The sequence below is a fragment of the Pseudomonas sp. LBUM1656 genome (assembly GCF_059716065.1).
In genome coordinates, this window is record NZ_CP166800.1 from 1,235,581 (window position 1) to 1,262,266 (window position 26,686).

Below are 26,686 nucleotides of genomic sequence, written 5' to 3' on the forward strand. Positions count from 1 at the left end.
TCCTGGCCCAGGCAGTATTCAGGTGACCGCACATGAATGACTTACAGCTCGACGACTTCAAGACCGACGAAAACGCCGCCATGGTGCTGTTGGTGGACGATCAGGCGATGATCGGCGAAGCGGTGCGCCGCGGGTTGTCGAATGAAGAAAATATCGACTTCCACTTCTGCGCCGACCCGCATCAGGCCATTGCGCAGGCGATTCGTATCAAACCGACGGTGATCCTGCAGGACTTGGTGATGCCGGGCCTGGACGGCCTGAGTCTGGTGCGTGAATACCGCAACCACCCGGCGACCAAGAACATCCCGATCATTGTTCTCTCGACCAAGGAAGACCCGCTGATCAAGAGCGCGGCGTTTGCGGCCGGGGCCAATGATTACCTGGTCAAGCTGCCGGACAACATCGAACTGGTGGCGCGCATTCGCTACCACTCGCGCTCCTACATGACATTGTTGCAGCGCGATGCGGCCTATCGCGCGTTGCGGGTCAGCCAGCAGCAGTTGCTCGACACCAATCTTGTGCTGCAGCGGTTGATGAACTCCGACGGCTTGACCGGGCTGTCGAACCGCCGGCACTTCGACGAATACCTGGAGCTGGAATGGCGCCGTTCGCTGCGTGATCAGAGCCAATTGTCGCTGTTGATGATTGATGTCGACTACTTCAAGTCCTACAACGACAGCTTTGGCCACCTCGAAGGCGACGAAGCCCTGCGTAAAGTCGCCACCGCTATTCGCGATGCGAGCGCCCGCCCGTCGGACCTGCCCGCCCGTTACGGCGGGGAAGAGTTTGTCCTGGTGTTGCCCAACACCACGCCGGGTGGCGCACGACTGGTGGCGGAAAAACTGCGCATGACCGTGGAAGCGCTGAAGATTCCGCACATTTTCCCCAGTGAAGGCTCAAGCCTGACCATCAGCATCGGCCTGTCGACCATGGTCCCGCAGCCGGGCAGCGATTGCCGGCAACTGATCTCGGCGGCGGACAAGGGGCTGTACCTGGCGAAGAACAATGGGCGCAATCAGGTGGGGATTGAGTAATTCGTTGCTGAAATACGATCCCATGTAGCAGCGGTCGAGCCCCGCGAGGCCGCGTCCGAGGACGAAGTCCTCGCCAGTCCTGTGTACGCGGTTTGTCTAAAAGACCATGTTGTATGGTTTACGACGGCTTCGTCCGAACGCGGCCCGCACCGAACGCGGCCTCGCGGGGCTCGACCGCTGCTACAGGTGTTCGCAAACCATTCGCCCCTAAAGCCGCCAGGCGGGCTGCCGTGACAGCTTGATTACGTTATACTCGCCGGCTTTCAAAAGTTCGCCAACGAGTGCTGCCCGCCATGGAAATCAACCCGATCCTTAACAGTATCAAGGACCTGTCCGAGCGCTCCGAAACTATTCGGGGGTATCTTTGACTACGATCAAAAGCATGAGCGTCTGACTGAAGTCAATCGCGAGCTTGAAGATCCGTCTGTCTGGAACAACCCGTCGTACGCTCAGGAGCTGGGCCGCGAGCGGTCGCTGCTGGCTCAGATCGTCGAAACCCTCGACGAAATGCACAGCGGTCTGGCCGATGCCAAAGACCTGCTGCTGATGTCCGCCGAAGAAGAAGACCAGGCCGCCGTCGATGACGTCGCTGCCGAAGTCGAGCGCCTGCGCGAGTCGCTGGAAAAACTCGAATTCCGTCGCATGTTCAGCGGTGAGATGGACGCCAACAACGCCTACCTGGACATTCAGGCCGGCTCCGGCGGTACCGAGGCCCAGGACTGGGCCAACATCCTGCTGCGCATGTACCTGCGCTGGGCTGACAAACGCGGTTTCGACGCGACCATCATGGAGCTGTCGGCCGGTGAAGTCGCCGGGATCAAGGGCGCCACGGTCCACATCAAGGGCGAATACGCCTTTGGCTGGCTGCGCACCGAGATCGGCGTGCACCGTCTGGTGCGCAAGAGCCCGTTCGACTCCGGCAACCGTCGCCACACCTCGTTCTCTGCCGTGTTCGTGTCGCCGGAAATCGATGACAACATCGAAATCGACATCAACCCGTCGGACCTGCGCATCGACACTTACCGCTCCTCGGGTGCCGGTGGCCAGCACGTAAACACCACCGACTCGGCCGTACGGATTACTCACGTACCAACCAACACCGTGGTCAGCTGCCAGAACGAACGCTCCCAGCACGCCAACAAAGACACCGCGATGAAAATGTTGCGGGCGCGCTTGTACGAGCAGGAAGTGCAGAAACGCAACGCCGCCTCCCAAGCCCTGGAAGACACCAAGTCGGACATCGGCTGGGGTCACCAGATTCGCTCTTACGTGCTTGATGCGTCGCGAATCAAGGATTTGCGCACTAACATCGAACGCAGTGACTGCGACAAGGTACTCGACGGCGATATCGACGAATACCTGGTGGCGAGCCTGAAACAAGGGCTGTAAACCGCCAGTCAAGACCTTAAGTCCCCTGCCCTCGGTGGGGGCAACGAACCTGTGATGGAATTTTTAAAGACATGAGCGACCTACAACTCGACCCGCAAGCCCTGCAACAGGAAGAAAACTCCCTGATCGCCCTGCGCAAGGAAAAGCTTGCTGCCGAGCGCGCCAAGGGCAATGCCTTCCCCAACGACTTCCGCCGCGACAACTACTGCGAAGACTTGCAGAAACAGTACGCGGACAAGACCAAGGAAGAGCTGGCAGAGGCTGCGATCCCGGTCAAGGTTGCCGGTCGCATCATGCTCAACCGTGGCTCGTTCATGGTGATCCAGGACATGACCGGGCGCATTCAGGTCTACGTCAACCGCAAGACCCTGTCCGAAGACACCCTGGCCGCGGTGAAAACCTGGGACATGGGCGACATCATTGCCGCCGTTGGCACCCTGGCCCGTTCCGGCAAGGGCGACCTGTACGTTGAAATGACCGAAGTGCGCCTGCTGACCAAGTCGCTGCGCCCGCTGCCGGACAAGCACCACGGCCTGACCGACACCGAACAGCGCTACCGCCAGCGCTACGTTGACCTGATCGTCAACGAAGAAGTGCGCCAGACGTTCCGCGTGCGTTCGCAAGTGATTGCGCACATTCGCAGCTTCCTGATGAAGCGTGACTTCCTTGAAGTCGAAACGCCGATGCTGCAAACCATTCCTGGTGGCGCTGCGGCCAAGCCTTTCGAGACGCACCACAACGCGCTGGACATGGAAATGTTCCTGCGTATCGCGCCTGAGCTGTACTTGAAGCGCCTGGTTGTCGGCGGCTTCGAGAAAGTGTTCGAGATCAACCGCAACTTCCGTAACGAAGGCGTTTCGACGCGTCACAACCCTGAATTCACCATGTTGGAGTTCTACCAGGCGTACGCCGACTACGAAGACAACATGGACCTGACCGAAGAGCTGTTCCGTGAACTGGCGCAGCTGGTTCTGGGCAGCACCGACGTGCCGTACGGCGACAAGGTGTTCCACTTCGGCGAACCGTTCGTGCGTCTGTCGGTGTTCGACTCGATCCTCAAGTACAACCCTGAGCTGACCGCTGACGACCTGACCGACATCGAGAAGGCTCGCGCCATCGCCAAGAAGGCCGGCGCCAAGGTGCTGGGCTTTGAAGGCCTGGGTAAATTGCAGGTGATGATTTTCGAAGAACTGGTCGAGCACAAGCTGGAGCAGCCGCACTTCATTACCCAGTACCCGTTCGAAGTGTCGCCGCTGGCCCGTCGTAACGACGAGAACCCAAGCGTCACCGACCGTTTTGAACTGTTCATCGGTGGCCGCGAAATCGCCAACGCCTATTCCGAGTTGAACGACGCGGAAGACCAGGCCGAGCGTTTCATGGCTCAGGTGGCCGACAAGGACGCGGGCGACGACGAAGCCATGCACTACGACGCCGACTTCGTTCGTGCGTTGGAGTACGGCATGCCGCCAACGGCGGGTGAAGGTATCGGTATCGACCGTCTGGTGATGTTGCTGACCAACTCACCGTCGATCCGCGACGTGATCCTGTTCCCGCACATGCGGCCGCAAGCGTAAGTGTTTCGATAAAAAAGCCGCCTATAACAGGCGGCTTTTTATTGCCTGTCTGGTACAAACGTATCAAATGGTTACTTTTGAAGTAAGAGAGGACTACCTGTCGTGAACCGTGCAATTGCTCAAGAAGGTGCAGCGGGCATCGCCACTGCGGTCGCTGAAAGCGTTCAGTACCAGGGCCGCAAGGCCAGCCGACAGGGCAGCGAGCAGCGTCGACAGGACATTCTCGATGCGGCGATGCGCATTGTCGTGCGCGATGGCGTACGGGCCGTAAGGCACCGTGCGGTAGCGGCCGAGGCCGGGGTGCCGCTGTCGGCCACCACTTACTATTTCAAGGATATCGATGACCTGCTCACCGATACCTTCGCCCAATACGTGGAGCGCAGTGCGGCGTTCATGGCCAAGCTGTGGGTGAACAACGAGGGCCTGCTGCGCGAGATGGTGGTCAGCGGCGACGGCAGTCCCGAGTCGCGCTCGCAACTGGCGGACGACATTGCGCGGTTGATGGCGGACTATGTACACCGGCAACTGATCAACCGCCGCGAACACTTGATGGCCGAACAGGCGTTCCGCCAGGAAGCGCTGTTGAACCCGCGCCTGGCGCTGTTGGTACGCTCACATCAGCAGATTCTGCTACAGGGTACGTGCCAGCTTTTCCAGGTATTGGGTTCGCGCGAACCGCAACAGGATGCCAAGGTGTTGACGGCGATTATCGGACGGATGGAATATCAGGGCCTGCTCAACGACGCCGAGCCTGTCTCCGAGGCTGAAATGCTCGGTATCCTCAATCGCTACATGCACCTGGTACTGGCGTCGGTGTAACACCTGCGGGACTGCGATCCTGTGGGAGCGGGCTTGCTCGCGAAGGCGGTGTGACAGTCGATGCAAATGTTGAATGTTAAATCGCCTTCGCGAGCAAGCCCGCTCCCACACAGGGTCGCTGCTCACCTGAGGACTGCGTTGTGTTCATAGGGAGTGTTGAATGAAAGCCTGGCGTGTCGTTGTGATCGCCTTGTCGTTCCTGCTGCTCAGTGGCTGTCTGGTGACCTTCAAGGACCCACTGCCCGCCAGCGACCCCGCGCCTAAAGGTCTGCTCGGCAAATGGACCAGCACCAACGCCTGGGGTGAGCCGATGAACCTGGAGCTGACGCGTCTGGGCGACAATCGCTATCAGGCGGTCAGCTATTTCAAGGCCAAACCCAAGGAGCGCGAGGCCTACCCGTTTACAGTGTCGCGCCATGGCAACCGCTGGTATTTGTCGGCGAAGGTGCCGGCGCAGTTCGGTGGGCATTTCACTATTGCCGGTTTTGAACTCACCGATAAGCACGAATTGGTGGTCTACAACCTCGATCTCGAGCAGATCAATCAAGCCATGGGTCAAAAAGTCCTGAACGGCGAAGGCTTCCAGACCGATGATGGCGACGGCGTGCTGATCAGCAACAGCATGGACCAGGTCTTTGCTTACCTCGATGATCCGGCCAATTCTGATGTCTTCGTCGAGGCGGCGCGCTATCAGCGCCTGGCCAAAGCTAAAGTTAAATAAGCCAGCACATAACGGTTTTTCTACAGGAGTTACGGGTGGACGATTACCAGCAGACGATACGCATTTTGTCCGATCGCATTGTGCTGGCACAGACGCCGATTCGCGTCCTCGATGCGGTCAAGTGGGATGACAGCATCCGCAAGGGTTTCCTCAAGGCCAAGGGCAAGGAAATGCCGGCGGTGGATCGCGACTATTACCTCAATCGGCCACTGTCGTTCGACTCCAGCAAAGTGAAACTGGAATTCCAGAACATCGAGCGTGACATCACCCGTCAGCTCGGCCAGTTCAACCCGGTCGGCCAGATCATGCGGCGCATGTGCAAGGAATACCGGATGGTGGTGCGCATGCTCGAAGCGCGCGGCACCGAGGATTTCGGGCTGATTTCCCAGGAGCTGTACGGCGCCGCGTCCGACGCGTTCCATGCCGGCGACCCGACCCTGTCCGACCTCGGCCTGATGCTCTCCGATTACCTGAACAACATCGATGGCCGGGGAGACCTGAAGGACGAGCCGAAAATCCTCACCGCCAAGGATGCCGTGCATCTGTTGCAAACCCGCTTGAGCAAAGTGTTTGGCGAAGCAGAAGAAACCATTCGGGTGTTCGAGTCCGACGGCATCGTGGCCGACGCGGCGGCCGGCGCTGACTACATCAAGATTCGCACCGACGCGATGTTCAACGAACGCGACGTGCGTGCCCTGGAAGTCCACGAAGGGCTGGTGCACGTGGGCACCACGCTCAACGGGCTCAACCAGCCGATCTGCACCTTCCTGTCCAAAGGTCCGCCGTCGTCGACGGTGACCCAGGAAGGCCTGGCGATCCTGATGGAAATCATCACCTTCGCGTCCTACCCGAGCCGCCTGCGCAAACTGACCAACCGCACCCGTGCCATTCACATGGTGGAAGAGGGCGCGGACTTCTTGCAGGTCTTCGATTTCTTCCGCGAGCAAGGTTTTGAAATGGCTGAAAGCTACGGCAACGCCAGCCGGGTGTTCCGTGGTTCGATACCGACCGGCCTGCCCTTTACCAAAGACTTGTCCTACCTCAAGGGCTTTATCATGGTTTACAACTACATTCAGTTGGCTGTGCGCAAAGGCAAGCTTGAGCAGATTCCGCTGCTTTTTTGCGGCAAGACCACGCTGGAAGACATGCGCACCTTGCGCCAGTTGGTAGACGAAGGGTTGGTGGTGCCACCCAAGTATTTACCGGATCAGTTCCGTGACCTGAATGCGCTGTCGGCGTGGATGTGCTTCTCCAACTTCCTCAACCACCTGAGCCTGGACCGGATCGAAGCGGATTACTCGAACATCCTGTGATCAGCACAACACCTGTGGGAGCGGGCTTGCCCGCGATTGCGGTTTAACATTTAACATTGGTGTCGCCTGACACACCGCTATCGCGGGCAAGCCCGCTCCCACAGGTTAATTGTCTCTCCACAGGATTGTGTTTCAACTCCATTTCTCGCGAGGTTTCAACGGATGAGAATCCTCGGCATCCTCTGCCTTCTTCTGACTCTGAACGGTTGCAGCTCCCTGCTGTTCTACCCCGAACCCGGCCAGCTGTTCACCCCGGAAAAAGCCAAGCTCGACTACCGCGAAGTGACCCTCACCACCGCCGATGGCCTCAGGCTGAATGCTTGGTGGCTGCCGGCGAAAAAAGGCGTCGAGGTCAAGGGCACGGTGCTGCATCTGCACGGCAACGGCGGCAATCTGCCGATGCATTTGGGCGGCAGTTGGTGGTTGCCTGAGGAAGGCTACCAAGTGCTGCTGATCGATTATCGCGGTTACGGGTTGTCCGAAGGCGAACCGAGCCTGCCGGCGATCTATCAGGACATCGATGCCGCCTTCAAATGGCTCGACCAGGCGCCGGAAGTCAAAGGCAAACCGCTGATTCTGCTCGGCCAGAGCCTCGGCGGTTCGATGGCCGTGCATTACCTGGTTCAGCATCCTGAACGCCAGAAACAACTCAAGGCCTTCGTCCTCGACGGCGTGCCCGCCAGTTATCGCAGCATCGGCCGGTTTGCCCTGAGCAATTCCTGGCTGACCTGGGCGTTCCAGGTGCCGCTTTCGTGGCTGGTGCCGGACGGCGACAGTGCGATCAACTCCATGGCTCAGCTCAACGGCGTGCCGAAACTGATCTACCACAGCATCGATGATCCGATCGTGCCCCTTTCCAACGGCATCCGTCTGTATCAAGCTGCGCCGCCGCCGCGCGTGCTGCAACTGACCCGTGGCGGTCATGTGCAGACATTCGCCGACCCGGTCTGGCGCAAAGTGATGCTGCGTTATCTTGACGACCCGCAGCATTTCAACGGTCTGCGCCGCCTGGGTGAAATCCCCAATTACCCGGCACCCCCGAATTCAGAAGATGAACCCTCAGAGAGTCCGCAATGAGTGAAGAACGTAACGCCATCCCGCTGATCATCACCGGTATCTGCAGCATCCTCGGCACTGTCGGTGCCCTGTGGTTCTACGGCTATCTGCACTTCGCCAAACCCGAAGATGCGCTGCTGCTCAGCGACTTCACCATGCTCAAGACCGTGCCGGGTGAAGACTACAAAGTCTCCCTGGAACCCGCAGCGCAAGTGGCCCAATGCATCGATGGCGTGCTGGTGATGTTCGACACCGAACAAAAAGGCCTGACCGGTGTGCTGATCAACAGCAAGAAAAAAGCCGTGCGTTGCATGGGCGAAGAAACCCCGCAAAAACTCGAGCAATAACCAATCCGGAATTCACCAAAGATCCCCTGTGGGAGCGGGCTTGCCCGCGATGAGGCCGGCACTTTCACCATTTTGTTGCCTGACAGTCTGCCATCGCGGGCAAGTCGAATCGTCGCACCGCCGCTCCCACAGGTTCGGTGAAGACCAAAAAAGCCCCGCCTGATCGACTCAGGCGGGGCTTTTGTGTTTCAGCAGGTGAGGCTTAGTTCGAGCTGACAGCCGAACGCGGGATCACGGGCTGGTTGTCGTTGGAAATGGTCACTTCCACCCGACGGTTCATCGCACGACCCGAGGTGCTGGTGTTTTCCGCAACCGGGTATTCCTTGCCGTAACCCTGCGCAACGACGCGCGCGGGATCAACGCCCATTTTCACCAGTGCCATGCGCACGGAACCCGCACGACGCTCGGACAGCGACTGGTTGTGGCTCGCGGTGCCGGTGCTGTCGGTGTAACCCTCGACGATCACTTTGCGATCAGGGTTTTCCGAGAGGAACTGCGCCAGTTTGTTGATGTTCACCAGACCGCTGGATTTCAGGTCTGCACGGTCGGTGGCGAACAGCACGTCGCCGAAGGTCACCAGCGTACCGCGATCGGTCTGCTTGGCGTTCAGGCTGTCCTGCAACTGCTTGATCTGCTGATCGCGAGCATCGAGACGCGCCTGGGCACGTTGTGCGGCAGCGTTTTTCAGATTGGCTTCAGCAGTGCGCAGGGCAATGGTCTGCTTCGCCACTTCAACACGCTGATTGGTCAGATAGGCCAGTTGATCGACCTCGTTCGGATCTTTCTTGTCCAGATAAGCCTTGTCGGCCTTGTCCAGGTAATCGCTGGCGTCTTTGGTTTCCAGCGCCGCGACCTTGCTCGCTTGCGGGTTGGTTTGCAGGCCGGTGTAGTTGGTGCGGGCCTGCTCCAGGTTCGCGTTAGGCGGGGTGGAGCAGGCAGCCAGTGCAACGCTTGCGGCCAGGAGAGCGGGGATCATCAATTGTTTACGCATAATAATTCGTCCTTTCTATCGATAAGAGCTTCAAGTCTGATGACGGGATGCGCGCTTACTGCACGGTGCGCTGGCTTTCCTGACGCAGTTCCTGAACCCCTTTCTGAGAGTCCTTCACAGCTTGTTCGGCTTTTATCGCCTGAGCTTTGCGTTCGGCTACGCGTGCGTCCCACTCAGCCTGCTCGGCCAGCACTTTGGCCTCGGCATACTTTTTGTCGTGCATGGCGATTTCGGCTTGTTTGAGCTTGTCTTGCGCGGACTTCATTTCCACGGCGGCAAACTCGGTACCGCCGGCGCTGACGGCGCCATTCACTGCGGATTGGGTCACGGCGAATTGCTCGGTCGGCGGGTTGCCGGCACACCCGGCCAATACGAAGCTGCTGCCGATTGCCAGGGCAGCCAGTTTCAGACCGTGCAGGTGATTGGACGAGTTCTTGGCAGTGCTGATCTTCATGGTCTTCAACTCCATTGGTATAACTCCTGAAAAACTTAAAAATCCATGCTGGGCAAGGAGCCGTAACCGTCAATTTCCGGGGTGTTTTGAAACGGCCGTCCCAGGCGTGGTTAATGGCTGTGACCCGAGGGGTTTTTCAAAAGTTCAGAGAAGATGGCCCATCGCCTGAAAATACTTTGACCGAACGGACAAGGCTCTAAATCGGGAACTTTGGCAACCTGCAGCGGTATGCCCGACCTTTTCAAGGCTCGGAAACTCGTTATCTGGAAGGGATTTACAAATCCATTGTGGGAGCGGGCTTGCTCGCGAAAGCGGTGCATCAGTCAAGCAGATGGCGACTGACACGACGCCTTCGCGAGCAAGCCCGCTCCCACAGGGTTCGTGGGGAATCAGTGTTTTTGCTTGTCGTCACCCGATGACAAATCGTGCAGGTGACGACGGGACAACGCGAGAAAACGCGGGGTCGGGCCGACGTCTTCGTACAGTGGATCACCTTCTTCATCGGTAGCCACCACGGTCGATCCTTTCACGTACGGAAAGCTCTTTTCGAGCTCTTCCAGCGCGGCGCCGATCAGCTCGCCAAGCAGTTCTTCGGGCTGGCGTTTGGGGTACATCTCGGTAATTGCCGCCAGCCGTGCGGCCGCTTCCATGTCCAGATGAATCCTGTAACCGGTGTCGGTCAGGCGACCCTTGGCGTTTTCTTCCCAATGCTGGGCAAGTTCGCGGATTTTCATAAAAACCTCATTGCGCTCCTGCTCGTGGCAGGCGGTGTGAGTGTCCGCCAATGGTCGGCGGCAAGCCGTTATACGGCTTACTCTTCAGACTAGCTCGAACGCACAAGGTTTAACGTCCCTTCGTCGTCTGCTTGTAAGAAGCGCTTTAGAGCGGCACTCTCTGCTATCAGAGCATGGCATTCCAAGACACCCGGATTTTCGCTGGAGAACTGCTGATGACCGATATTGATGCACGCTTGCGCGAGGACGTTCACCTGTTGGGTGAGCTGTTGGGCAACACCATTCGTGAACAGTACGGGGACGGCTTTCTCGACAAGATCGAGCAGATCCGCAAGGGCGCCAAGGCTGACCGTCGCGGTTCGATGGACGCTGAACTGAGCGCCAGCCTCAACCAATTGAGCGAAGAAGAGTTGCTGCCGGTGGCGCGGGCGTTCAACCAGTTTCTCAATCTGGCCAATATCGCCGAGCAATATCAGCTGATTCACCGCCGCGAAGAGTCGCAGCCGGCCCCGTTCGAATCACGGGTGCTGCCGGAACTGCTCGAGCGCCTGCGCGCCGAAGGCCATAGCGGCGAATCCCTGGCCCGGCAGCTGGGACGGCTGGAGATCGAACTGGTCCTCACCGCGCACCCGACCGAAGTGGCGCGCCGCACGCTGATCCAGAAATACGACGCCATCGCCGCGCAACTGGCCGCCCAGGACCATCGCGACCTGACCACCGCCGAGCGTGAGCAGATCCAGGCGAAGTTGCAGCGCCTGATCGCCGAAGCCTGGCACACCGAAGAAATTCGCCGCACCCGCCCGACGCCCGTGGACGAAGCCAAATGGGGTTTCGCGGTGATCGAGCATTCACTGTGGCAAGCGATCCCCAACTACATGCGTAAGGCCGATAAAGCCCTGCATGCCGCCACCGGCCTGCATCTGCCGCTGGAAGGCGCGCCGATCCGCTTCGCTTCGTGGATGGGCGGCGACCGCGACGGCAACCCGAACGTGACGGCCGCCGTGACCCGCGAAGTATTGCTGCTGGCGCGCTGGATGGCCGCTGATTTGTACGTGCGCGATGTCGATCACCTCGCCGCTGAACTGTCGATGCAGCAGGCCAGCGATGCGCTGAAAGCCAAGGCCGGGGACAGCGCCGAACCTTATCGCGCGGTGCTTAAACAGTTGCGTGAACGTCTGCGGGCGACGCGTAACTGGGCTCACGCCTCATTGACGGCCACCACCCCGGCCCCCGCCGATGTGCTGCACAACAACCGCGACCTGCTGGATCCGCTGGAGTTGTGTTACCAGTCTTTGCACGAGTGCGGCATGGGCGTGATCGCCGATGGTCCGTTGCTTGATTGCTTGCGCCGCGCGGTGACCTTCGGCCTGTTCCTGGTCCGGCTCGATGTGCGTCAGGACTCGTCGCGGCATACCGCGGCGATGACTGAAATCACCGATTACCTCGGCCTCGGTCGCTACGAAGACTGGAGCGAAGAGGAGCGCATCGCCTTCCTGGTGCGTGAACAGAACAACCGTCGGCCGTTGCTGCCGGCGTATTTCAAACCGTCGGCCGACACCGCCGAAGTACTGGCGACGTGCCGGGAAATTGCAGCGGCCCCGGGGGCTTCGCTTGGCTCTTATGTGATCTCCATGGCCGGCGCCGCCTCCGACGTGCTCGCCGTGCAACTGTTGCTCAAAGAGTCCGGCGTGTTGCGGCCGATGCGCGTGGTGCCGCTGTTCGAAACCCTCGCCGACCTCGACAACGCCGGTCCAGTGATTGAAAAGCTGTTGCTGCTGCCGGGCTATCGTTCGCGCCTGCAAGGGCCGCAGGAAGTGATGATCGGCTATTCCGACTCGGCCAAGGACGCCGGCACCACTGCGGCGGCCTGGGCGCAGTACCGGGCGCAGGAGCGTTTGGTCGATATCTGCCACGAGCAGCAAGTCGAGCTGTTGTTGTTCCATGGTCGTGGCGGCACCGTGGGGCGCGGCGGCGGTCCGGCGCACGCGGCGATTCTGTCGCAGCCGCCGGGTTCGGTGGCGGGGCGTTTCCGTACTACCGAGCAGGGGGAAATGATTCGTTTCAAATTTGGCCTGCCGGACATCGCCGAGCAAAACCTCAATCTGTACCTGGCCGCCGTGCTGGAAGCGACCTTGCTGCCGCCGCCTCCACCGGAACCGGCCTGGCGCCATCTGATGGACGAATTGGCTGCCGATGGCGTCAAGGCTTACCGCGCCGTGGTGCGGGAAAACCCGCAGTTCGTCGAGTATTTCCGCCAGTCCACCCCGGAACAGGAATTGGGTCGTTTGCCGCTGGGCAGCCGCCCGGCCAAGCGCCGTGCTGGCGGTATAGAAAGCCTGCGCGCCATTCCATGGATCTTCGGCTGGACCCAGACGCGCCTGATGTTGCCGGCCTGGCTTGGCTGGGAAGCGTCGCTGAGCAAGGCGCTGGAACGTGGCGAAGGTGAGCTGTTGGGGCAGATGCGCGAACAGTGGCCGTTCTTCCGCACGCGCATCGATATGCTGGAAATGGTCCTGGCCAAAGCCGATGCCGACATCGCCCGATCCTACGATGAGCGCCTGGTCGAGCCGGATTTGCTCCCTTTGGGTGCGCATTTACGCGACCTATTGTCGCAGGCCTGCGCCGTGGTCCTTGGGCTGACTGGACAGTCTCAACTACTGGCACATAGCCCAGCCACCCTCGAATTCATCCGCCTGCGCAACACCTATCTCGACCCGCTTCATCTATTGCAGGCTGAACTGCTGGCCCGTTCGCGGCAACAGGAAGTGGCGCAGGGCAGCCCGGTAGAACAGGCGCTGCTGGTGTCTGTGGCGGGGATTGCTGCCGGTTTGCGAAATACCGGCTAAGGTTTTCGTCGTGGGGAAAGGCGCCCGGCGCGAGGTTCGGGTGCCGGTGGGCGAGGAGCGAAAAAGGTCTGCCAGGCGACAGTTAATGATGGGGTTGCGACTTGGGGTACCCCGTCGCAAGGTCACACAAGGCGCGGGTTTCTCCGACTTTCGGCGGCTTGTGTGGTCCGGGCCTGCTGTGTATCTTGATCAGCCTTTGGCCGTTTGGGCGGCCACGACCCTGTTTTTGAGATTGGCCCCACGAGGCGAATCCGTTGTTATCTATATAAAAAATTGAGGAGCACATCGATGCGCGTCATTCTGCTGGGAGCTCCCGGGGCCGGTAAAGGTACTCAGGCTAAGTTCATCACCGAAAAGTTCGGCATCCCGCAAATCTCCACCGGCGACATGCTGCGTGCCGCAGTCAAGGCCGGCACCGAGCTGGGCCTGATCGCCAAGAGCGTCATGGACAGCGGTGGCCTGGTTTCCGATGACCTGATCATCAATCTGGTCAAGGAACGCATCAGCCAGGCCGATTGCGCCAACGGTTTCCTGTTTGACGGTTTCCCGCGCACCATTCCTCAGGCTGAAGCCCTGGTGAAAGCCGGCGTTCAGCTGGACCACGTGTTGGAAATCGACGTTAAAGACGAAGACATCGTCCAGCGTATCGCTGGCCGTCGTGTTCACGAGGCCAGCGGCCGCGTGTACCACATCGTCTACAACCCGCCGAAAATTGCCGGTAAAGACGACATCACCGGTGAAGAGCTGGTACAGCGCAAAGACGACACCGAAGAAACCGTGCGTCATCGCCTGTCGGTCTACCACGCCCAGACCGAGCCTCTGGTGAAGTTTTACCAGGAACTGTCCGTCGCTCAAGGCAAACCGAAGTACAGCCACGTCGAAGGCGTTGGCTCGGTTGAAGCGATCACCGGCAAGGTGCTCGAAGCGCTGAACTGAAAAGACTGAATCGCTTTATCGTCTACGGCCCGCTTGCGGGCCGTAGTTGTTTATACTGGCGCACTTTTTCTGACCTCTCTTACGGAAACATCGATGAGCACCTTGCTGGCCCTGGACACCGCGACTGAAGCTTGCTCCGTTGCCTTGCTGCATGACGGCAAAGTCACGAGCCATTACGAGGTGATCCCGCGCCTGCATGCGCAGAAGCTGTTGCCGATGATCCAGCAGTTGCTCGCCGATGCCGGGACCACCCTGCAAGCGGTCGATGCCATCGCCTTCGGTCGCGGCCCGGGCGCATTCACCGGCGTGCGGATCGCCATCGGTGTGGTGCAAGGCCTGGCGTTTGCACTGGATCGCCCAGTGTTGCCGGTCTCCAACCTGGCGGTGTTGGCGCAGCGGGCGTATCGCGAACACGGCGTGAGCCAGGTCGCGGCTGCCATCGATGCGCGGATGGATGAAGTGTATTGGGGCTGCTACCGTGAAACGGCGGGGGAGATGCGCCTGGTCGGCAATGAAGCGGTGTTGGCCCCGGAAGCGGCCGCATTGCCGGCCGATGCCAACGGTGAATGGTTCGGCGCCGGCACGGGTTGGGGATATGCCGAGCGCATAGCCGTCAATCTGAGCGGGCAGGACGCAGGCATGCTGCCCCACGCTGAAGACCTGCTGACGCTGGCGCGGTTTGCCTGGGAACGTGGTGAGGCGATTGTGGCGGATGAGGCTCAGCCAGTTTACCTGCGCGACAAAGTGGCGACCCCCAAAGCGCGTTGATCTGCTCGGTCCATGTGGGAGCGGGCTTGCTCGCGAAGGCGTAGTGTCAGTCGACATAGATATTGGCTGACCCACCGCCTTCGCGAGCAAGCAAGCTCCCACAGGTCAGTGACCTGTCCACAATCAGCGTTTAACTGCAGCCAATCGTCGATTTATCCCCTGGCTTTTAAACCTTTTCGTATTTCTGTGTTCTAGTTATCACTCGGCGGTTTGCGAAGTGGGTTATGTGCCACTAGACTGCCACTACTGATACCGGACATGTACTCCATGCGTATAGACGGCGTTTCCTCCCAGTCCTACCCCATCAAGCGCAAGCCCCGCAAAGGCCCGGTGGCGGATGACGATTACGTCGATATCGACGGCGAACTGGAAATTCCGTCCGAAGAGCAAATGGCCGCCCGTGCCGCCAAAGCTTCCGCGCAACGCCTGAGCAATCTTCCTGCTCGTCAACAAGACATGATCTATCACCGCGCCATGAAGAAAAGCGTAGCCATGGCACTCGCCAGCTACCTGAGTACCGCCGGTTTTGTCGATTGGGATACGGATGTGCTGGGCCTCGACCTGTACATCTGATGTTGCTGCCTTACTACCTCGGCTGCCCATCCTGGAGTGAAAACGCCTGGCGCGATTATCTGTATCCGCCAGACGCCAAACCCGCCGAATTTCTGAACCTCTATTCCCAGGTATTCAACGCCGTAGAAGGCAATACAACCTTCTACGCGAGCCCGGCTGCCAGCACCGTGCAGCGCTGGGCCGAAACCATGCCTGAACACTTTCGCTTCACCGCCAAGTTTCCCGGTGAGATCAGTCACGGCGGTGACCTGCGCGAACAACTGACCGCCGCCGAAACTTTCCTGCAATTGCTCAGCCCGCTCGGTGAACGGGTTTCGCCACTGTGGCTGCAATTGTCGAAAAGCTTCACGCCTCACCGATTGCCCGAACTCGCCGGTTTCATTGATGCACTTGAGCGCCCGCTGGCCGTTGAAGTACGGCATGACGAATTCTTCGCCAAGGGTGATAACGAGCGGATGCTCAATCGCCTGCTGCTGGACCGCGGCGTCGAGCGTATCTGCCTCGATCCGCGAGCGCTGTTCAGTTGCACGTCGACCGAGCCTTCGGTACTCCACGCCCAATCGAAAAAGCCCAGGGTGCCGCCGCGTCCGGCAGCGTTCACCCAGTTCCCGCAAGTGCGCTTCATCGGCCATCCACAGCTTGAGGCGAATGATCCGTTCCTCGAGCCGTGGGTCGAGAAAGTCGCCGTGTGGATCGAAGAGGGCCGCACGCCCTATATCTTCCTGCACACCGCCGATAACCTGCTGGCCGCGAAACTGGCGCAACGTTTTCACGCAAAACTGATGCTGCGTTTGCCTGGCTTGCCGCCGTTGCCTGAGCTATACAGAGAGCCCGCCGCCGAGCAACTTGGCCTGCTCTGAGGCGGATTCGTCCCCCTTTTCAGGAGCCTGCCAATGGATGCGCAAACCCTTCGAGCCCAGGCGTTCAAAGCACTGCACGAACGCGAGGGCGCTTTTGTCATTCCCAACCCGTGGGACGCCGGCTCGGCGAAGATGCTCGCCAGCCTGGGTTTCGAGGCGCTGGCGACCACCAGTGCCGGTTATGCTTTTTCCAACGCGCGCCCCGATGGCGGGTTGACGCTGGACGATACGCTGGCGAACGTCCGGGCGATTGTCGCGGCAACCGACTTGCCGGTGGCGGTGGATCTGGAAAACGGCTTCGCAGACGACCCGGCCGAGTGCGCACAAAGCATTTTGCAGGCTGCCGCGGCCGGCGCTGTTGGTGGCTCGATCGAAGATGCCACCGGCCGTGAAGAAGCGCCAATCTATTGCTTCGAACATGCTGTGGCGCGCATTGAAGCCGCCGTCTCAGCCGCTCGCAGCTTGCCTTTCCCTTTTGTCCTGACCGCCCGCGCCGAGAATTTTCTGCACGGCAATCCTGACCTGGCCGATACCATCCGCCGCTTGCAGGCGTTCGCCAAGGCGGGCGCCGACGTGTTGTACGCGCCGGGTCTGCGCAGCGCTGAAGACGTGTTGGCGGTGGTCCGCGCCGTGGCACCGAAACCGGTCAACGTGTTGATGTCTGGCGGGCTCAAATTGACGGTCCAGCAGTTGAGCGAGATGGGCGTCAAACGCATCAGCGTCGGTTCGGCCCTGGCCCTGGCGGCCTATGGCGAGTTCTTCCGCGCCGCCGAAGAGATCAAGACGTCGGGCACCTTCGGGTTCACGTCGCGGTCCATGCCCTATGCGCAGGCCAATCAATTGTTCAAAGGCTGACGATGCGGTTTCGGTGGTGGCTGTTGTTGATGCTGTTGATCATTGGTGCGGCAGGCGTGAGCGTCTGGCGCGGCTGGATCTCGCTGCCACCCCAGTGGAACCCTTGGGCACCGCTGGACGTGAAGGCTGAACCGAACTTCCTGACGCGCTACAAACTGATGCGCCTGCGTGATGATCCGCAGTTGTGTGACCAAGCCTTGAGCAGTTCCGGTTTACGCGTTGCACATCAGGCCGACAGCCCTGGCGCGACGTGTCCCTTGATGAACACCTTGCGTGTGCAGGGCGGCGATGTCGCGCTAAGCAGCAGCTTTCTCGCCAGTTGCCGCCTGGCGGTTTCGTTTGCCCTGTTCGAACACCATGCCCTGCAACCTGCTGCTCAAGCGGTGTATGGACAGCCCGTCAGCCGGGTCGATCATCTCGGCAGCTTTGCCTGCCGCAACGTCTATGGCCGCGAAAACGGCCGGCGAAGCCAGCATGCCAGCGCCGATGCGCTGGATATTGCCGGTTTCCGCCTGGCGGACGGTCGAGCCATCAGCGTGCTCAGGGATTGGCCGAAGGATAATCAGGACGCACGGTTTCTGCGCCAGGTTCGCGATGGCGCCTGTGGCCTGTTCAGTGTGGTGTTGAGCCCGGACTACAACGCCGCTCATCGCAATCACTTTCATGTCGATGTCGGGCCGTGGTGGGTGTGTCGCTGACTGCCTGTTATTGAAGATCAGGCGGCGATGCGCAGGTTTTGCAGGACGATCGGGCGAGCCCAGCCGTTATCGAAATCGAGTTGTTTCTGTTGCTCCACCAGTTCTTCGGCGGAGAACGGCGGGAAGGGTTTGTCCAGCAGGTCCATTTCGAATTCAGCGATCGGCAAACGCAGCGGGCGCGGTTGTGGCGCCGGGCCGGCTTCGGGCGCAGGCTGGCCAGCGGTGAGCACGATCGGACGCACCCAGCCACTTTCGAAGTCTTGTTGTTTCTGTTGCGCGACGATTTCTTCAGCCGGGAACGGCGGGAAAGGTTTGTCGGCCAGGTCCATTTCGAACTCGGCGATCGGCAGGAACAGCGGCTCGGGTGGCTTGACTTCGGTTTCTTTCACATCGCATTCGCGCTGGCTGACGATGTGCGCCAGCAGCTCGCTGCCAACGGTAGGCTCGACCGGGCTTTCAAGATCAACCGGTGGGAAAGTCCCGCACGCCGGCACCACATCGGTCGACTGTTCGGCCATTGCCTGGGCAAAAAAATCCTGCCACAGGTGACTGACGCCGCTCAGTGCCTGTGAATTTCGCAAGCCATAATCGCCATGACGCGATAGGTAACCTACGGATGTGGATTGAATGCCTGACATTTTTCTCGGTCAACGCTCAGCTCTGGCAAAATGCTCGTTAGTTTTGTTATCGGCCGTTTTTGCCGATCATTAATTTTTTGAGCGTGTTTTCCCATGATTGAGCAACCTGCGGCCTGCCGCATCCACGTCGAGGCCTCGGCCCCGGCGTTTCAGCCACAAGCCGAGCAATGGGCCGAACGCCTGGGCTTGCCTTTGCACGTGGATGACGGCGAGTTTGCCTTGCAGGTGGGCGAACAGGGTTTGCAGCTGCAACAACTCGGGCCGGACGCACCGGGGCCGGTGCGGGTGGACTTCGTCGAAGGTGGCGCGGCGCATCGCCGGTTGTTCGGCGGTGGCACGGGGCAGATGATCGCCAAGGCGGTTGGCATCGCCCAGGGCGTGCGTCCCCGTGTACTGGATGCCACGGCGGGGCTGGGCAAGGATGCGTTCGTGCTGGCGAGCCTGGGCTGCGAGATGAGCCTGATCGAGCGGCAGCCGTTGATTGGGGCGTTGCTTGAGGATGGACTGGCCCGTGGCGCGGAAGATTTCGATGTCGCACCGATTGTGGCGCGAATGAAGTTGCTCAAAGGCAATTCGATCGAGGTGATGCGCAACTGGGAAGGCGAGCCGCCGCAGGTGATCTACCTCGACCCGATGTTTCCGCACCGTGAGAAAACGGCGTTGGTGAAGAAGGAAATGCGTCTGTTCCGGCCGTTGGTCGGCGATGACCCGGACGCGCCGGCACTGCTCGAAGCTGCATTGGCACTGGCCAGCCATCGGGTGGTGGTCAAGCGACCGCGCAAGGCGCCTTGTATTGCCGGGCCCAAGCCGAGCCATGCGCTGGACGGGAAATCCAGTCGGTATGACATTTATCCGAAGAAAGCGCTCAAGCCGTAAGACCGCATCGCCCCATTCGCGAGCAAGCCCGCTCCCACAGGATCTCTGCTAACCCTGTGGGAGCGGGCTTGCTCGCGAAGGCGCCAGACCAGGCAACCCAAATCGATCAGGCTGTCTCAGGTCGATAAGCCCGCATAAACAACCCCACCACTTCCCTCACATGCTCCTCGGCCGCATCGCCGGTCACCGGCTCGCCGCAGCCATACAGCAAGCGAAAATTCCCCGCACCCTTGAGCAAACAGAAGAAATGCTCGGCCGCGTTGCGTGGTTTATCGATGCTCAACGCGCCGCTCTGATCAACCTTGGCCAGCAACCGCTCCATGCCATGCAGCATGCGCTGCGGCCCGGCCTCGAAGAAAATCAGTGAGAGTTTTGGGTCTTGGCTGCCCAGGGCCATCATCAGCCGGTGCAGGTTCACCGATTCATCGCTGTTGATCAGCTGATGAAAGCCACGGGCGATGTTCAGCAGCACCGTTTCTACCGAAATGCCGTCCGGCAACTCGAAAAACAGCGTGGGCAGCTGCTCTTCGCATTTGGCCATCACGGCGGCGGAGAACAGCGTCTCCTTGTCGTTGAAATGGCTGTAGACCGTCAGCTTCGACACGCCGGCTTCAGCCGCCACGGCATCCATGCTGGTGCTGGCGTAACCATTACTCAGAAACAGAATTTTCGCCGCATCGAGGATGGCCTGACGCTTGGCCAGATCCTTGGGACGGCCCGGACCGTTGGGTGCTGAAAGATTGTTCGACATTCTTCGCTTTTAATACTGGACTGGTGAGTTTGCTATTAATAACATACTCGCCAGTATAATTATTCCAAGCACCATTAGCGAAAGGTCCTTCACCATGTTCCGCTATGCCTTGCCCCTCGCGTTGCCAGTCAGCCTGGCGCTTTTATTGTCTGCGTGTGGCCACGAAGAGGCGCCTAAAGCCACTGTCCGCCCGGCCATGGTCGTGCAGCCAGAGCCTTCGGCCCAGGCAATGGAAAGCTTTCCGGGTGAAGTGCGGGCTCGTTATGAGCCGGACCTGGCGTTTCGCATTGGCGGCAAGGTCAGCCGACGACTGGTTGAAGAAGGGCAGCGGGTCAAGGCTGATCAGCCTTTGGCCGAACTCGATCCTCAGGACGTTCGCCTGCAACTGGAAGCCACCCGCGCCCAGGTTGCCGCCGCCGAGGCCAATCTGAGCCTGGTGCGCGCCGAGCGTGATCGCTACAAGACCCTGATGGACCGTCAGATGGTCAGCCGTTCGCAATACGACAATGCCGAAAACCTTTACCGATCCGGTGAAGCACGCCTCAAGCAAATCAAAGCCGAATTCAACGTGTCGACCAATCAGGCCAGCTATGCGGTGCTGCGTGCGCCCCAGGATGGCGTGGTGGCTAAACGCGCAGTTGAAGTCGGGCAAGTGGTGGCGGCGGGGCAAACCGTGTTTACCCTTGCCACCGATGGTGAGCGCGAAGTGTTGATCAGCTTGCCGGAGCAGAGCTTCGGCCGCTTCAAGGTCGGTCAGCCGGTGTCGGTGGAACTCTGGACTCAACCCGATCAGCGTTTCGCCGGGCGCATTCGTGAGCTGTCACCCGCTGCCGATCCCAAGTCGCGCACCTTCGCTGCCCGCATTTCATTCACTGGCGGCAAGGTCCCGGCCGAACTCGGCCAGAGCGCCCGGGTGTTCGTCCAGACCGCTGACGTGATACCGCTGTCTGTTCCGCTGTCGGCACTGACGGCGGAAAACGGCGCGACCTACGTCTGGGTCGTCAGTGCCAACAATACCTTGAAGAAAACCCCGGTCCGGGTCGGTGCCTTCGGCGAGAAAACCGTGCCGGTGCTCGAAGGCCTGAATGCGAGCGACTGGGTGGTGGCCGCTGGCGTCCATGTCCTGCTTGAAGGGCAGCAAGTGCGCCCGGTGGATCGCTCCAACCGCGTGGTCAATCTGGCGGACAAGGAGTAATCCCCGATGGGTTTCAATCTTTCTGAATGGGCGCTGCGCAATCGCCAGATCGTACTGTTCCTGATGCTCTTGCTGGCCATCGTCGGCGCGCTTTCCTACACCAAACTCGGCCAAAGCGAAGACCCGCCGTTCACCTTCAAAGCCATGGTGATTCGCACCAACTGGCCGGGTGCCACGGCGCAGGAAGTGTCGCGCCAGGTCACCGAGCGCATTGAAAAGAAACTGATGGAAACCGGCGAGTACGAGCGCATCGTCTCGTTCTCGCGCCCCGGCGAATCCCAGGTTACCTTCATTGCCCGGGATTCCATGCACTCGGTGCAAATACCGGAGCTGTGGTATCAGGTCCGCAAAAAGATCAGCGACATACGGCACACGTTGCCGCCGGGCATTCAGGGGCCGTTTTTCAACGATGAGTTCGGCACCACCTTCGGCAATATCTATGCGCTGACCGGCGACGGTTTTGATTACGCGGTGCTCAAGGATTACGCCGACCGCATCCAGATTCAGCTGCAACGGGTCAAGGATGTGGGCAAGGTCGATCTGCTCGGGCTGCAGGACGAGAAGATCTGGATCGAGCTATCCAACGTCAAACTGGCGACACTCGGTTTGCCATTGGCCGCCGTGCAGCAAGCCCTTGAAGAGCAGAACGCGGTGTCCACGGCCGGTTTCTTTGAAACCACCAGCGAGCGATTGCAGCTACGGGTTTCTGGGAATTTTCAGACCGTCGACGAAATCAAGAACTTCCCGATCCGCGTCGGTGATCGCACCTTCCGTATCTCCGATGTGGCGGACGTGCGTCGTGGCTTCAACGATCCGCCGGCACCGCGCATGCGCTTCATGGCGGAAAACGCCATCGGTCTGGCCGTAGCGATGAAGGACGGCGGCGACATTCTGGTGCTGGGCAAGGCGCTGGAAATCGAGTTTGACCGCATCCAGAAGAATCTCCCGGCCGGCATGCAACTGCGCAAGGTGTCCGATCAGCCTGCCGCAGTGAAAACCGGCGTTGGCGAGTTCGTTCAGGTGCTGGTGGAAGCCCTGGCAATTGTGTTGCTGGTGAGCTTTTTCTCCCTCGGCGTGCGCACCGGCATGGTGGTGGCGCTGGCGATTCCGCTGGTGTTGGCGATGACCTTCGCCTGCATGTATTACCTTGGCATCGGCCTGCACAAGATTTCCCTCGGTGCGCTGGTCTTGGCGCTGGGCCTGTTGGTGGACGACGCGATCATCGCCGTGGAAATGATGGCGATCAAAATGGAGCAGGGCTTCGACCGCATCAAGGCCGCGAGTTATGCCTGGACCAGCACCGCGTTCCCGATGCTCACCGGCACCCTGATTACCGCTGCCGGGTTCCTGCCGATCGCCACCGCGCAATCGGGCACAGGCGAATACACGCGTTCGATCTTCCAGGTGGTGACCATCGCGTTGTTGGCCTCGTGGATTGCGGCGGTGGTTTTCGTGCCATATCTGGGGGAAAAACTCCTGCCGGACCTGGCGAAGATTCATGCTGCCAAACATGGCGCGGGCCAGCCTGACCCTTACGGTACGCCGTTCTATCAGCGTGTCAGACGCTTGGTGGAGTGGTGCGTGCGCTGGCGTAAAACCGTCATCGTGCTGACGGTGGTGTTGTTCATCGGCTCCATCGTGCTGTTCCGCTTTGTGCCGCAACAATTCTTCCCGGCTTCGGGTCGGCTCGAGTTGATGGTCGATCTGAAACTCGCTGAAGGCGCGTCCCTGAGCAACACCGCCGACGAGGTCAAACGCCTTGAAGCCTTGCTCAAGGATCACGCCGGCATCGACAACTACGTGGCCTACGTCGGCACCGGTTCGCCGCGTTTCTACCTGCCGCTGGATCAGCAACTGCCGGCGGCGAGCTTTGCCCAGTTTGTCGTCCTGGCCAAGACCATCGAGGAGCGCGAAACCCTGCGCACCTGGCTGATCGAAACCCTCAACGAACAATTCCCGGCCCTGCGCTCGCGGGTTACACGCCTTGAAAATGGTCCGCCGGTTGGCTATCCGGTGCAATTTCGGGTGACCGGTGAGCACATCGAGGAAGTTCGCGCATTGGCCCGTAAAGTGGCGGCCAAGGTTCGCGAGAACCCGCATGTGGTAAACGTGCATCTGGACTGGGAAGAGCCGAGCAAAGTGGTTTACCTGAATATTGATCAGGACCGCGCCCGGGCGCTGGGCGTGAGCACGGCGAACCTGTCGAAGTTTCTGCAAAGCTCCCTGACCGGTTCCAGCGTCAGTCAGTACCGCGAAGACAACGAGTTGATCGAGATCCTGCTGCGCGGCACCTTGCATGAGCGTACCGAACTGTCGTTGCTGCCGAGCCTGGCGGTGCCGACCGACAACGGTCGCAGCGTCGCACTCTCGCAGATCGCGACGCTGGAATACGGCTTCGAAGAAGGCATCATCTGGCACCGCAACCGCCTGCCGAACGTGACGATCCGCGCCGACATCTACGGCAAGGAACAACCGGCGACGCTGGTGCAGCAGATCATGCCGACCCTCGACCCGATTCGCGCCGAATTGCCGGATGGCTACTTGCTGGACGTCGGCGGCACCGTGGAGGACTCGGCCCGTGGCCAGAACTCGGTGAAGGCCGGCGTGCCGCTGTTCATCGTGGTGGTGCTGACCTTGCTGATGCTGCAATTGCGCAGTTTCTCACGCACGGTGATGGTGTTCCTGACCGCGCCGCTGGGCTTGATTGGTGTGACGCTGTTCTTGATGGTGTTCCGCCAGCCGTTCGGTTTTGTGGCGATGCTCGGGACCATCGCGCTGTCCGGGATGATCATGCGTAACTCGGTGATCCTGGTGGACCAGATCGAGCAGGACATCGCCGCCGGGCTCAAGCCGTGGCAAGCGATTATCGAAGCCACGGTGCGGCGTTTCCGGCCTATCGTGTTGACCGCGCTCGCAGCGGTGCTGGCAATGATCCCGTTGTCCCGCAGCGTGTTCTTCGGGCCGATGGCGGTGGCGATCATGGGCGGGCTGATCGTGGCGACGGCGCTGACGCTGCTGTTTTTGCCGGCGTTGTATGCGGCGTGGTTCAGGATCAAGAAAGAGTCGGTCTGACTTCCTACAACAATCTCGGATCCCTCTGATATTGAGTCAGAGAGATCCGGATGCTGTACTCGAGGCTCAGTTTAATGAGCTTTTGAGACAGCAATAGTGAAAAAACCACCCTTGTTCTCGGGACGGTCGGACCCGGTGTTTGATCTGTTGGCGCAGTCGCCCCACAAAGAGCGCCTTACGGACTATCTCGCCTTGCTCAAGCCGCTGGATGACCAAGGGCGTTACTTGCCATTCCACGAATTACGCTACCGCTGGGCCCCAGGAATGGACTCGAGTCTGTGCTGGGCGTTGGTGAAGAAAGCCCGGACCGCACAGTATTCAAGTCTGCTGCCATTGGGCGAGCCCGTTCAGTGGGGCAACTTCGTCCTGACCCCATTGGCGCAAAAGGCCATCTCGGCGGTAGACCGACAGGCCACGACAGCTGCGCTGAAATACATGACCAGCCGGATCGGTGAGCATGCGCATTTCAGTTATCTGCTCAACGACCTGATCGAAGACGAAGCCATCAGCAGCAGCCAACTCGAAGGTGCGGCAACCACCACGCGGGTGGCCAAGGACATGCTTAAGCGCAAAAGGCTGCCAAGCACGCCGGATGAGCGAATGGTGGTGGGCAATTACAAGATGATGAATTTCGCCTGGGAACAGCGTTATGAACCCCTGAGCGTCCAGTTGATAACGGCGATGCACCGCGTCGGTGTCGAGGGGATTGAAGATGCACAGTATTCGCCCGGGGAATTCAGGGCCAACGACGATGTGGTGGTGCAGGACGGCGAGGGGAACACCGTTCATATCCCGCCACCTGCCATGGGTCTGGTTTCGCGATTGCGGACATTGTCGGAATGGATCAACCAGTCACACGACGATCCCGAACGAGCGGACTATCTGCATCCGATGATTAAAGGCACCGCGCTGCATTTTGCCTTGGGTTATGAGCATCCTTTCCGTGATGGCAACGGCCGGGTCGCGCGGGCGCTGTTCTACTGGTTCATGTTCAAGAATGATTTTTCTGCATTCCGTTACGTAGCGATCAGTATTTTGCTGCGCAATGCGCCGGTGAAATATGGGCGATCCTATTTGAATACCGAGGCTGATGATCTGGATCTGACTTATTTCATCGACTTTCAGTGCTCAGTGATTCTGCGAGCTGTCAGTGGTTTTACCGAGGCGTATCGGAAAAGTCTGACGTATACGGAACGCTTTGATCGCTGGCTGACAGAATCCGGATTTTTTGATCGTCTGACCGAGAAGCAGCGCGCCGTTTACCAAGTAGCCAAGAGCGGAATGGCCAAAGAGTTCACGGCGGTCAATGTGAAAGAGAATCTGGAGTGCTCATACAACACCGCATCAGCCACGTTGAACGGGCTGGTGGAGTTGAATGTATTTGAGAAGAGAAAGATGGGACGTGAATGGGTGTTCTTTCTGCGTGCAGCATCGGCGATCTGATCTTCTGTGGGAGCAAGCCCGCTCCCACAGGATCGGTGTTAAGGCTTAGAGCGTGCCGAAGACCTTCTTCGCCAGACTCGTCGCCGCCGCCGCAGGGTTCTGGCGGATGGTTTCTTCCTGTTTGCCGATCATTTCGAACAAACCGTTCAGAGCCTGCTCGGTGACGTAGCTTTCGATGTTGGCGTTCTTGGTATCCAGCACACCCATCGTCGCCGCTTGGCCCGCGAAGGTGTTGTATTGCTTGGCCAAGCCAACCTGGTCAGTGGCTTGTTTGACGATCGGCAGGAACTTGAGGCGAATCTGTTCGCGGCTGGTCTTGCTCAGGTACTGGGTGGCCGAATCATTGCCGCCGCTGAGAATCCCTTTGGCGTCTTCGACGCTCATCTTCTTCACCGCGTCCACCAGGATTGGCTGGGCTTGAGTCACGGCGGTTTCAGCCGCTTTGTTCATGCTGGTTTCCAGCTGATCGACCTGATCACCCATACCAAACTGTTTCATTTTGCTGGCGACTTTGCCCAGTTTGCCCGGCAGTTCGATTTTCACGTCCGGGTTGTTGCTGAAACCGCCCGGTGTGCCGAGTTGTTTGACGGCCAGTTGCGCGCCTTGGGTCAGGGCATCCTTGAGGCCGCCGGTGGCGTCTTTTTGTGACAGGTCACTGAGCGACAGTGCCAGCGCGCTGGCGGAGATCATCAAGCCTGCGCAGAGGCCGGCGAAGCGGAGGGTAGGGCGGAGCATGGCAGCTT

Annotated in this window: 25 protein-coding genes; 19 read left to right on the forward strand and 6 right to left on the reverse strand. The window is 59.7% G+C overall.

Features of this window, described 5'->3' with window-relative positions:
* Positions 1–32 precede the first annotated feature (32 nt).
* The 8 genes from ACA072_RS05375 (at position 33) to ACA072_RS05410 (ending at position 8,253) form a co-directional block, all read left to right on the forward strand.
* Positions 33–1,034: a diguanylate cyclase domain-containing protein gene (locus ACA072_RS05375; RefSeq protein WP_497623513.1), complete on the forward strand. Its 1,002-nt coding sequence runs from the start codon at positions 33–35 to the stop codon at positions 1,032–1,034.
* Positions 1,035–1,327: 293 nt separating this feature from the next.
* Positions 1,328–2,423 (forward strand): peptide chain release factor 2 gene (gene prfB / locus ACA072_RS05380; RefSeq protein WP_095920368.1). Its coding sequence is split into 2 segments (ribosomal slippage): positions 1,328–1,399 and positions 1,401–2,423, totalling 1,095 coding nucleotides; the frame shifts between segments, so codons are not numbered across the junction.
* 71 nt (positions 2,424–2,494) lie between these two features.
* Positions 2,495–3,997: a lysine--tRNA ligase gene (lysS, locus tag ACA072_RS05385; protein ID WP_497623514.1), complete on the forward strand. Its 1,503-nt coding sequence runs from the start codon at positions 2,495–2,497 to the stop codon at positions 3,995–3,997.
* 102 nt (positions 3,998–4,099) lie between these two features.
* The gene (locus ACA072_RS05390; RefSeq protein WP_497623515.1) at positions 4,100–4,816 is read left to right on the forward strand and encodes a TetR/AcrR family transcriptional regulator; all 717 of its coding nucleotides are present in this window, start codon (positions 4,100–4,102) and stop codon (positions 4,814–4,816) included.
* Between the two features lie 160 nt (positions 4,817–4,976).
* Complete coding sequence (locus ACA072_RS05395) at positions 4,977–5,537, forward strand: hypothetical protein (protein WP_497623516.1); 561 nt, start codon at positions 4,977–4,979, stop codon at positions 5,535–5,537.
* A gap of 35 nt (positions 5,538–5,572) precedes the next feature.
* Positions 5,573–6,850 carry a flavohemoglobin expression-modulating QEGLA motif protein gene (locus tag ACA072_RS05400; protein ID WP_497623517.1) on the forward strand — a complete coding sequence of 426 codons (1,278 nt, stop codon included), beginning with the start codon at positions 5,573–5,575 and terminating at the stop codon, positions 6,848–6,850.
* Between the two features lie 162 nt (positions 6,851–7,012).
* Positions 7,013–7,927: an alpha/beta hydrolase gene (locus ACA072_RS05405; RefSeq protein ID WP_497623518.1), complete on the forward strand. Its 915-nt coding sequence runs from the start codon at positions 7,013–7,015 to the stop codon at positions 7,925–7,927.
* Positions 7,924–8,253 (forward strand): PA3694 family proteiin, encoded by a 330-nt coding sequence (locus ACA072_RS05410; RefSeq protein WP_497623519.1) that lies wholly within the window; start codon positions 7,924–7,926, stop codon positions 8,251–8,253. The genes ACA072_RS05405 and ACA072_RS05410 overlap by 4 nt, the downstream gene beginning before the upstream one ends.
* A gap of 202 nt (positions 8,254–8,455) precedes the next feature.
* Here ACA072_RS05410 and lptF read toward each other — a convergent pair whose 3' ends face one another.
* From lptF to ACA072_RS05425, 3 genes are all read right to left on the reverse strand, one after another.
* Complete coding sequence (gene lptF, locus ACA072_RS05415) at positions 8,456–9,244, reverse strand: lipotoxin F family OmpA-related lipoprotein LptF (protein WP_497623520.1); 789 nt, start codon at positions 9,242–9,244, stop codon at positions 8,456–8,458.
* A gap of 55 nt (positions 9,245–9,299) precedes the next feature.
* Positions 9,300–9,713, reverse strand: coding sequence for a DUF4398 domain-containing protein (locus ACA072_RS05420; RefSeq protein WP_497623521.1), 414 nt, complete (start codon positions 9,711–9,713; stop codon positions 9,300–9,302).
* A gap of 374 nt (positions 9,714–10,087) precedes the next feature.
* Positions 10,088–10,432 carry a pilin assembly protein gene (locus ACA072_RS05425; RefSeq protein ID WP_094468905.1) on the reverse strand — a complete coding sequence of 115 codons (345 nt, stop codon included), beginning with the start codon at positions 10,430–10,432 and terminating at the stop codon, positions 10,088–10,090.
* Between the two features lie 215 nt (positions 10,433–10,647).
* Between ACA072_RS05425 and ppc the strand changes: the two genes are divergently transcribed.
* The 7 genes from ppc (at position 10,648) to ACA072_RS05460 (ending at position 17,968) form a co-directional block, all read left to right on the forward strand.
* The gene (gene ppc / locus ACA072_RS05430) at positions 10,648–13,278 is read left to right on the forward strand and encodes a phosphoenolpyruvate carboxylase (RefSeq protein WP_497623522.1); all 2,631 of its coding nucleotides are present in this window, start codon (positions 10,648–10,650) and stop codon (positions 13,276–13,278) included.
* A gap of 288 nt (positions 13,279–13,566) precedes the next feature.
* On the forward strand, positions 13,567–14,214 hold the full coding sequence (gene adk, locus ACA072_RS05435; protein ID WP_497623523.1) for an adenylate kinase: 648 nt from the start codon (positions 13,567–13,569) through the stop codon (positions 14,212–14,214).
* Positions 14,215–14,307: 93 nt separating this feature from the next.
* Positions 14,308–14,982: a tRNA (adenosine(37)-N6)-threonylcarbamoyltransferase complex dimerization subunit type 1 TsaB gene (tsaB, locus tag ACA072_RS05440; RefSeq protein WP_497623524.1), complete on the forward strand. Its 675-nt coding sequence runs from the start codon at positions 14,308–14,310 to the stop codon at positions 14,980–14,982.
* A 267-nt stretch (positions 14,983–15,249) separates the two neighbouring features.
* Positions 15,250–15,555 carry a hypothetical protein gene (locus tag ACA072_RS05445; RefSeq protein WP_497623525.1) on the forward strand — a complete coding sequence of 102 codons (306 nt, stop codon included), beginning with the start codon at positions 15,250–15,252 and terminating at the stop codon, positions 15,553–15,555.
* Positions 15,555–16,415, forward strand: coding sequence for a DUF72 domain-containing protein (locus tag ACA072_RS05450; RefSeq protein WP_497623526.1), 861 nt, complete (start codon positions 15,555–15,557; stop codon positions 16,413–16,415). Before ACA072_RS05445 ends, ACA072_RS05450 begins: the two co-directional genes overlap by 1 nt.
* Positions 16,416–16,448: 33 nt before the next feature.
* Complete coding sequence (locus ACA072_RS05455) at positions 16,449–17,270, forward strand: isocitrate lyase/PEP mutase family protein (RefSeq protein WP_497623527.1); 822 nt, start codon at positions 16,449–16,451, stop codon at positions 17,268–17,270.
* A 2-nt stretch (positions 17,271–17,272) separates the two neighbouring features.
* Positions 17,273–17,968 (forward strand): extensin-like domain-containing protein, encoded by a 696-nt coding sequence (locus tag ACA072_RS05460; protein WP_497623528.1) that lies wholly within the window; start codon positions 17,273–17,275, stop codon positions 17,966–17,968.
* Positions 17,969–17,985: 17 nt separating this feature from the next.
* Here the strand turns inward: ACA072_RS05460 and ACA072_RS05465 are convergent, their stop codons facing one another.
* Positions 17,986–18,606, reverse strand: a complete 621-nt coding sequence (locus tag ACA072_RS05465; RefSeq protein WP_497623529.1) for an energy transducer TonB — start codon at positions 18,604–18,606, stop codon at positions 17,986–17,988.
* Positions 18,607–18,699: 93 nt separating this feature from the next.
* Here ACA072_RS05465 and ACA072_RS05470 point away from each other — a divergent pair, with 93 nt between their 5' ends.
* Positions 18,700–19,482: a class I SAM-dependent methyltransferase gene (locus ACA072_RS05470; protein WP_010462878.1), complete on the forward strand. Its 783-nt coding sequence runs from the start codon at positions 18,700–18,702 to the stop codon at positions 19,480–19,482.
* Positions 19,483–19,588: 106 nt separating this feature from the next.
* Here ACA072_RS05470 and ACA072_RS05475 read toward each other — a convergent pair whose 3' ends face one another.
* Complete coding sequence (locus tag ACA072_RS05475; protein ID WP_497623530.1) at positions 19,589–20,233, reverse strand: TetR/AcrR family transcriptional regulator; 645 nt, start codon at positions 20,231–20,233, stop codon at positions 19,589–19,591.
* A gap of 94 nt (positions 20,234–20,327) precedes the next feature.
* Here ACA072_RS05475 and ACA072_RS05480 point away from each other — a divergent pair, with 94 nt between their 5' ends.
* From ACA072_RS05480 to ACA072_RS05490, 3 genes are all read left to right on the forward strand, one after another.
* Entirely contained in the window at positions 20,328–21,428 is a 1,101-nt protein-coding gene (locus ACA072_RS05480; RefSeq protein ID WP_497623531.1) for an efflux RND transporter periplasmic adaptor subunit, read from the forward strand.
* Positions 21,429–21,434: 6 nt separating this feature from the next.
* Complete coding sequence (locus ACA072_RS05485) at positions 21,435–24,500, forward strand: efflux RND transporter permease subunit (RefSeq protein WP_497623532.1); 3,066 nt, start codon at positions 21,435–21,437, stop codon at positions 24,498–24,500.
* Positions 24,501–24,596: 96 nt separating this feature from the next.
* Positions 24,597–25,943 (forward strand): Fic family protein, encoded by a 1,347-nt coding sequence (locus ACA072_RS05490; RefSeq protein ID WP_497623533.1) that lies wholly within the window; start codon positions 24,597–24,599, stop codon positions 25,941–25,943.
* 45 nt (positions 25,944–25,988) lie between these two features.
* Here ACA072_RS05490 and ACA072_RS05495 read toward each other — a convergent pair whose 3' ends face one another.
* Positions 25,989–26,678, reverse strand: a complete 690-nt coding sequence (locus tag ACA072_RS05495) for a DUF4197 domain-containing protein (RefSeq protein WP_497623534.1) — start codon at positions 26,676–26,678, stop codon at positions 25,989–25,991.
* Between the last annotated feature and the right edge of the window lie 8 nt (positions 26,679–26,686).

Coding starts and splice junctions, on each gene's coding strand:
- ACA072_RS05480 (WP_497623531.1), top strand. CDS start 20,328: ATGTTCCGCTATGCCTTGCCCCTCGCGTTGCCAGTCAGCCTGGCGCTT.
- ACA072_RS05455 (WP_497623527.1), top strand. CDS start 16,449: ATGGATGCGCAAACCCTTCGAGCCCAGGCGTTCAAAGCACTGCACGAA.
- ACA072_RS05405 (WP_497623518.1), top strand. CDS start 7,013: ATGAGAATCCTCGGCATCCTCTGCCTTCTTCTGACTCTGAACGGTTGC.
- lptF (WP_497623520.1), bottom strand. CDS start 9,244: ATGCGTAAACAATTGATGATCCCCGCTCTCCTGGCCGCAAGCGTTGCA.
- ACA072_RS05470 (WP_010462878.1), top strand. CDS start 18,700: ATGATTGAGCAACCTGCGGCCTGCCGCATCCACGTCGAGGCCTCGGCC.
- lysS (WP_497623514.1), top strand. CDS start 2,495: ATGAGCGACCTACAACTCGACCCGCAAGCCCTGCAACAGGAAGAAAAC.
- tsaB (WP_497623524.1), top strand. CDS start 14,308: ATGAGCACCTTGCTGGCCCTGGACACCGCGACTGAAGCTTGCTCCGTT.
- ACA072_RS05465 (WP_497623529.1), bottom strand. CDS start 18,606: ATGTCAGGCATTCAATCCACATCCGTAGGTTACCTATCGCGTCATGGC.
- ACA072_RS05425 (WP_094468905.1), bottom strand. CDS start 10,432: ATGAAAATCCGCGAACTTGCCCAGCATTGGGAAGAAAACGCCAAGGGT.
- ACA072_RS05450 (WP_497623526.1), top strand. CDS start 15,555: ATGTTGCTGCCTTACTACCTCGGCTGCCCATCCTGGAGTGAAAACGCC.
- ACA072_RS05420 (WP_497623521.1), bottom strand. CDS start 9,713: ATGGAGTTGAAGACCATGAAGATCAGCACTGCCAAGAACTCGTCCAAT.
- ACA072_RS05410 (WP_497623519.1), top strand. CDS start 7,924: ATGAGTGAAGAACGTAACGCCATCCCGCTGATCATCACCGGTATCTGC.
- ACA072_RS05460 (WP_497623528.1), top strand. CDS start 17,273: ATGCGGTTTCGGTGGTGGCTGTTGTTGATGCTGTTGATCATTGGTGCG.
- ppc (WP_497623522.1), top strand. CDS start 10,648: ATGACCGATATTGATGCACGCTTGCGCGAGGACGTTCACCTGTTGGGT.
- ACA072_RS05395 (WP_497623516.1), top strand. CDS start 4,977: ATGAAAGCCTGGCGTGTCGTTGTGATCGCCTTGTCGTTCCTGCTGCTC.
- ACA072_RS05445 (WP_497623525.1), top strand. CDS start 15,250: ATGCGTATAGACGGCGTTTCCTCCCAGTCCTACCCCATCAAGCGCAAG.
- ACA072_RS05495 (WP_497623534.1), bottom strand. CDS start 26,678: ATGCTCCGCCCTACCCTCCGCTTCGCCGGCCTCTGCGCAGGCTTGATG.
- ACA072_RS05485 (WP_497623532.1), top strand. CDS start 21,435: ATGGGTTTCAATCTTTCTGAATGGGCGCTGCGCAATCGCCAGATCGTA.
- ACA072_RS05475 (WP_497623530.1), bottom strand. CDS start 20,233: ATGTCGAACAATCTTTCAGCACCCAACGGTCCGGGCCGTCCCAAGGAT.
- ACA072_RS05375 (WP_497623513.1), top strand. CDS start 33: ATGAATGACTTACAGCTCGACGACTTCAAGACCGACGAAAACGCCGCC.
- adk (WP_497623523.1), top strand. CDS start 13,567: ATGCGCGTCATTCTGCTGGGAGCTCCCGGGGCCGGTAAAGGTACTCAG.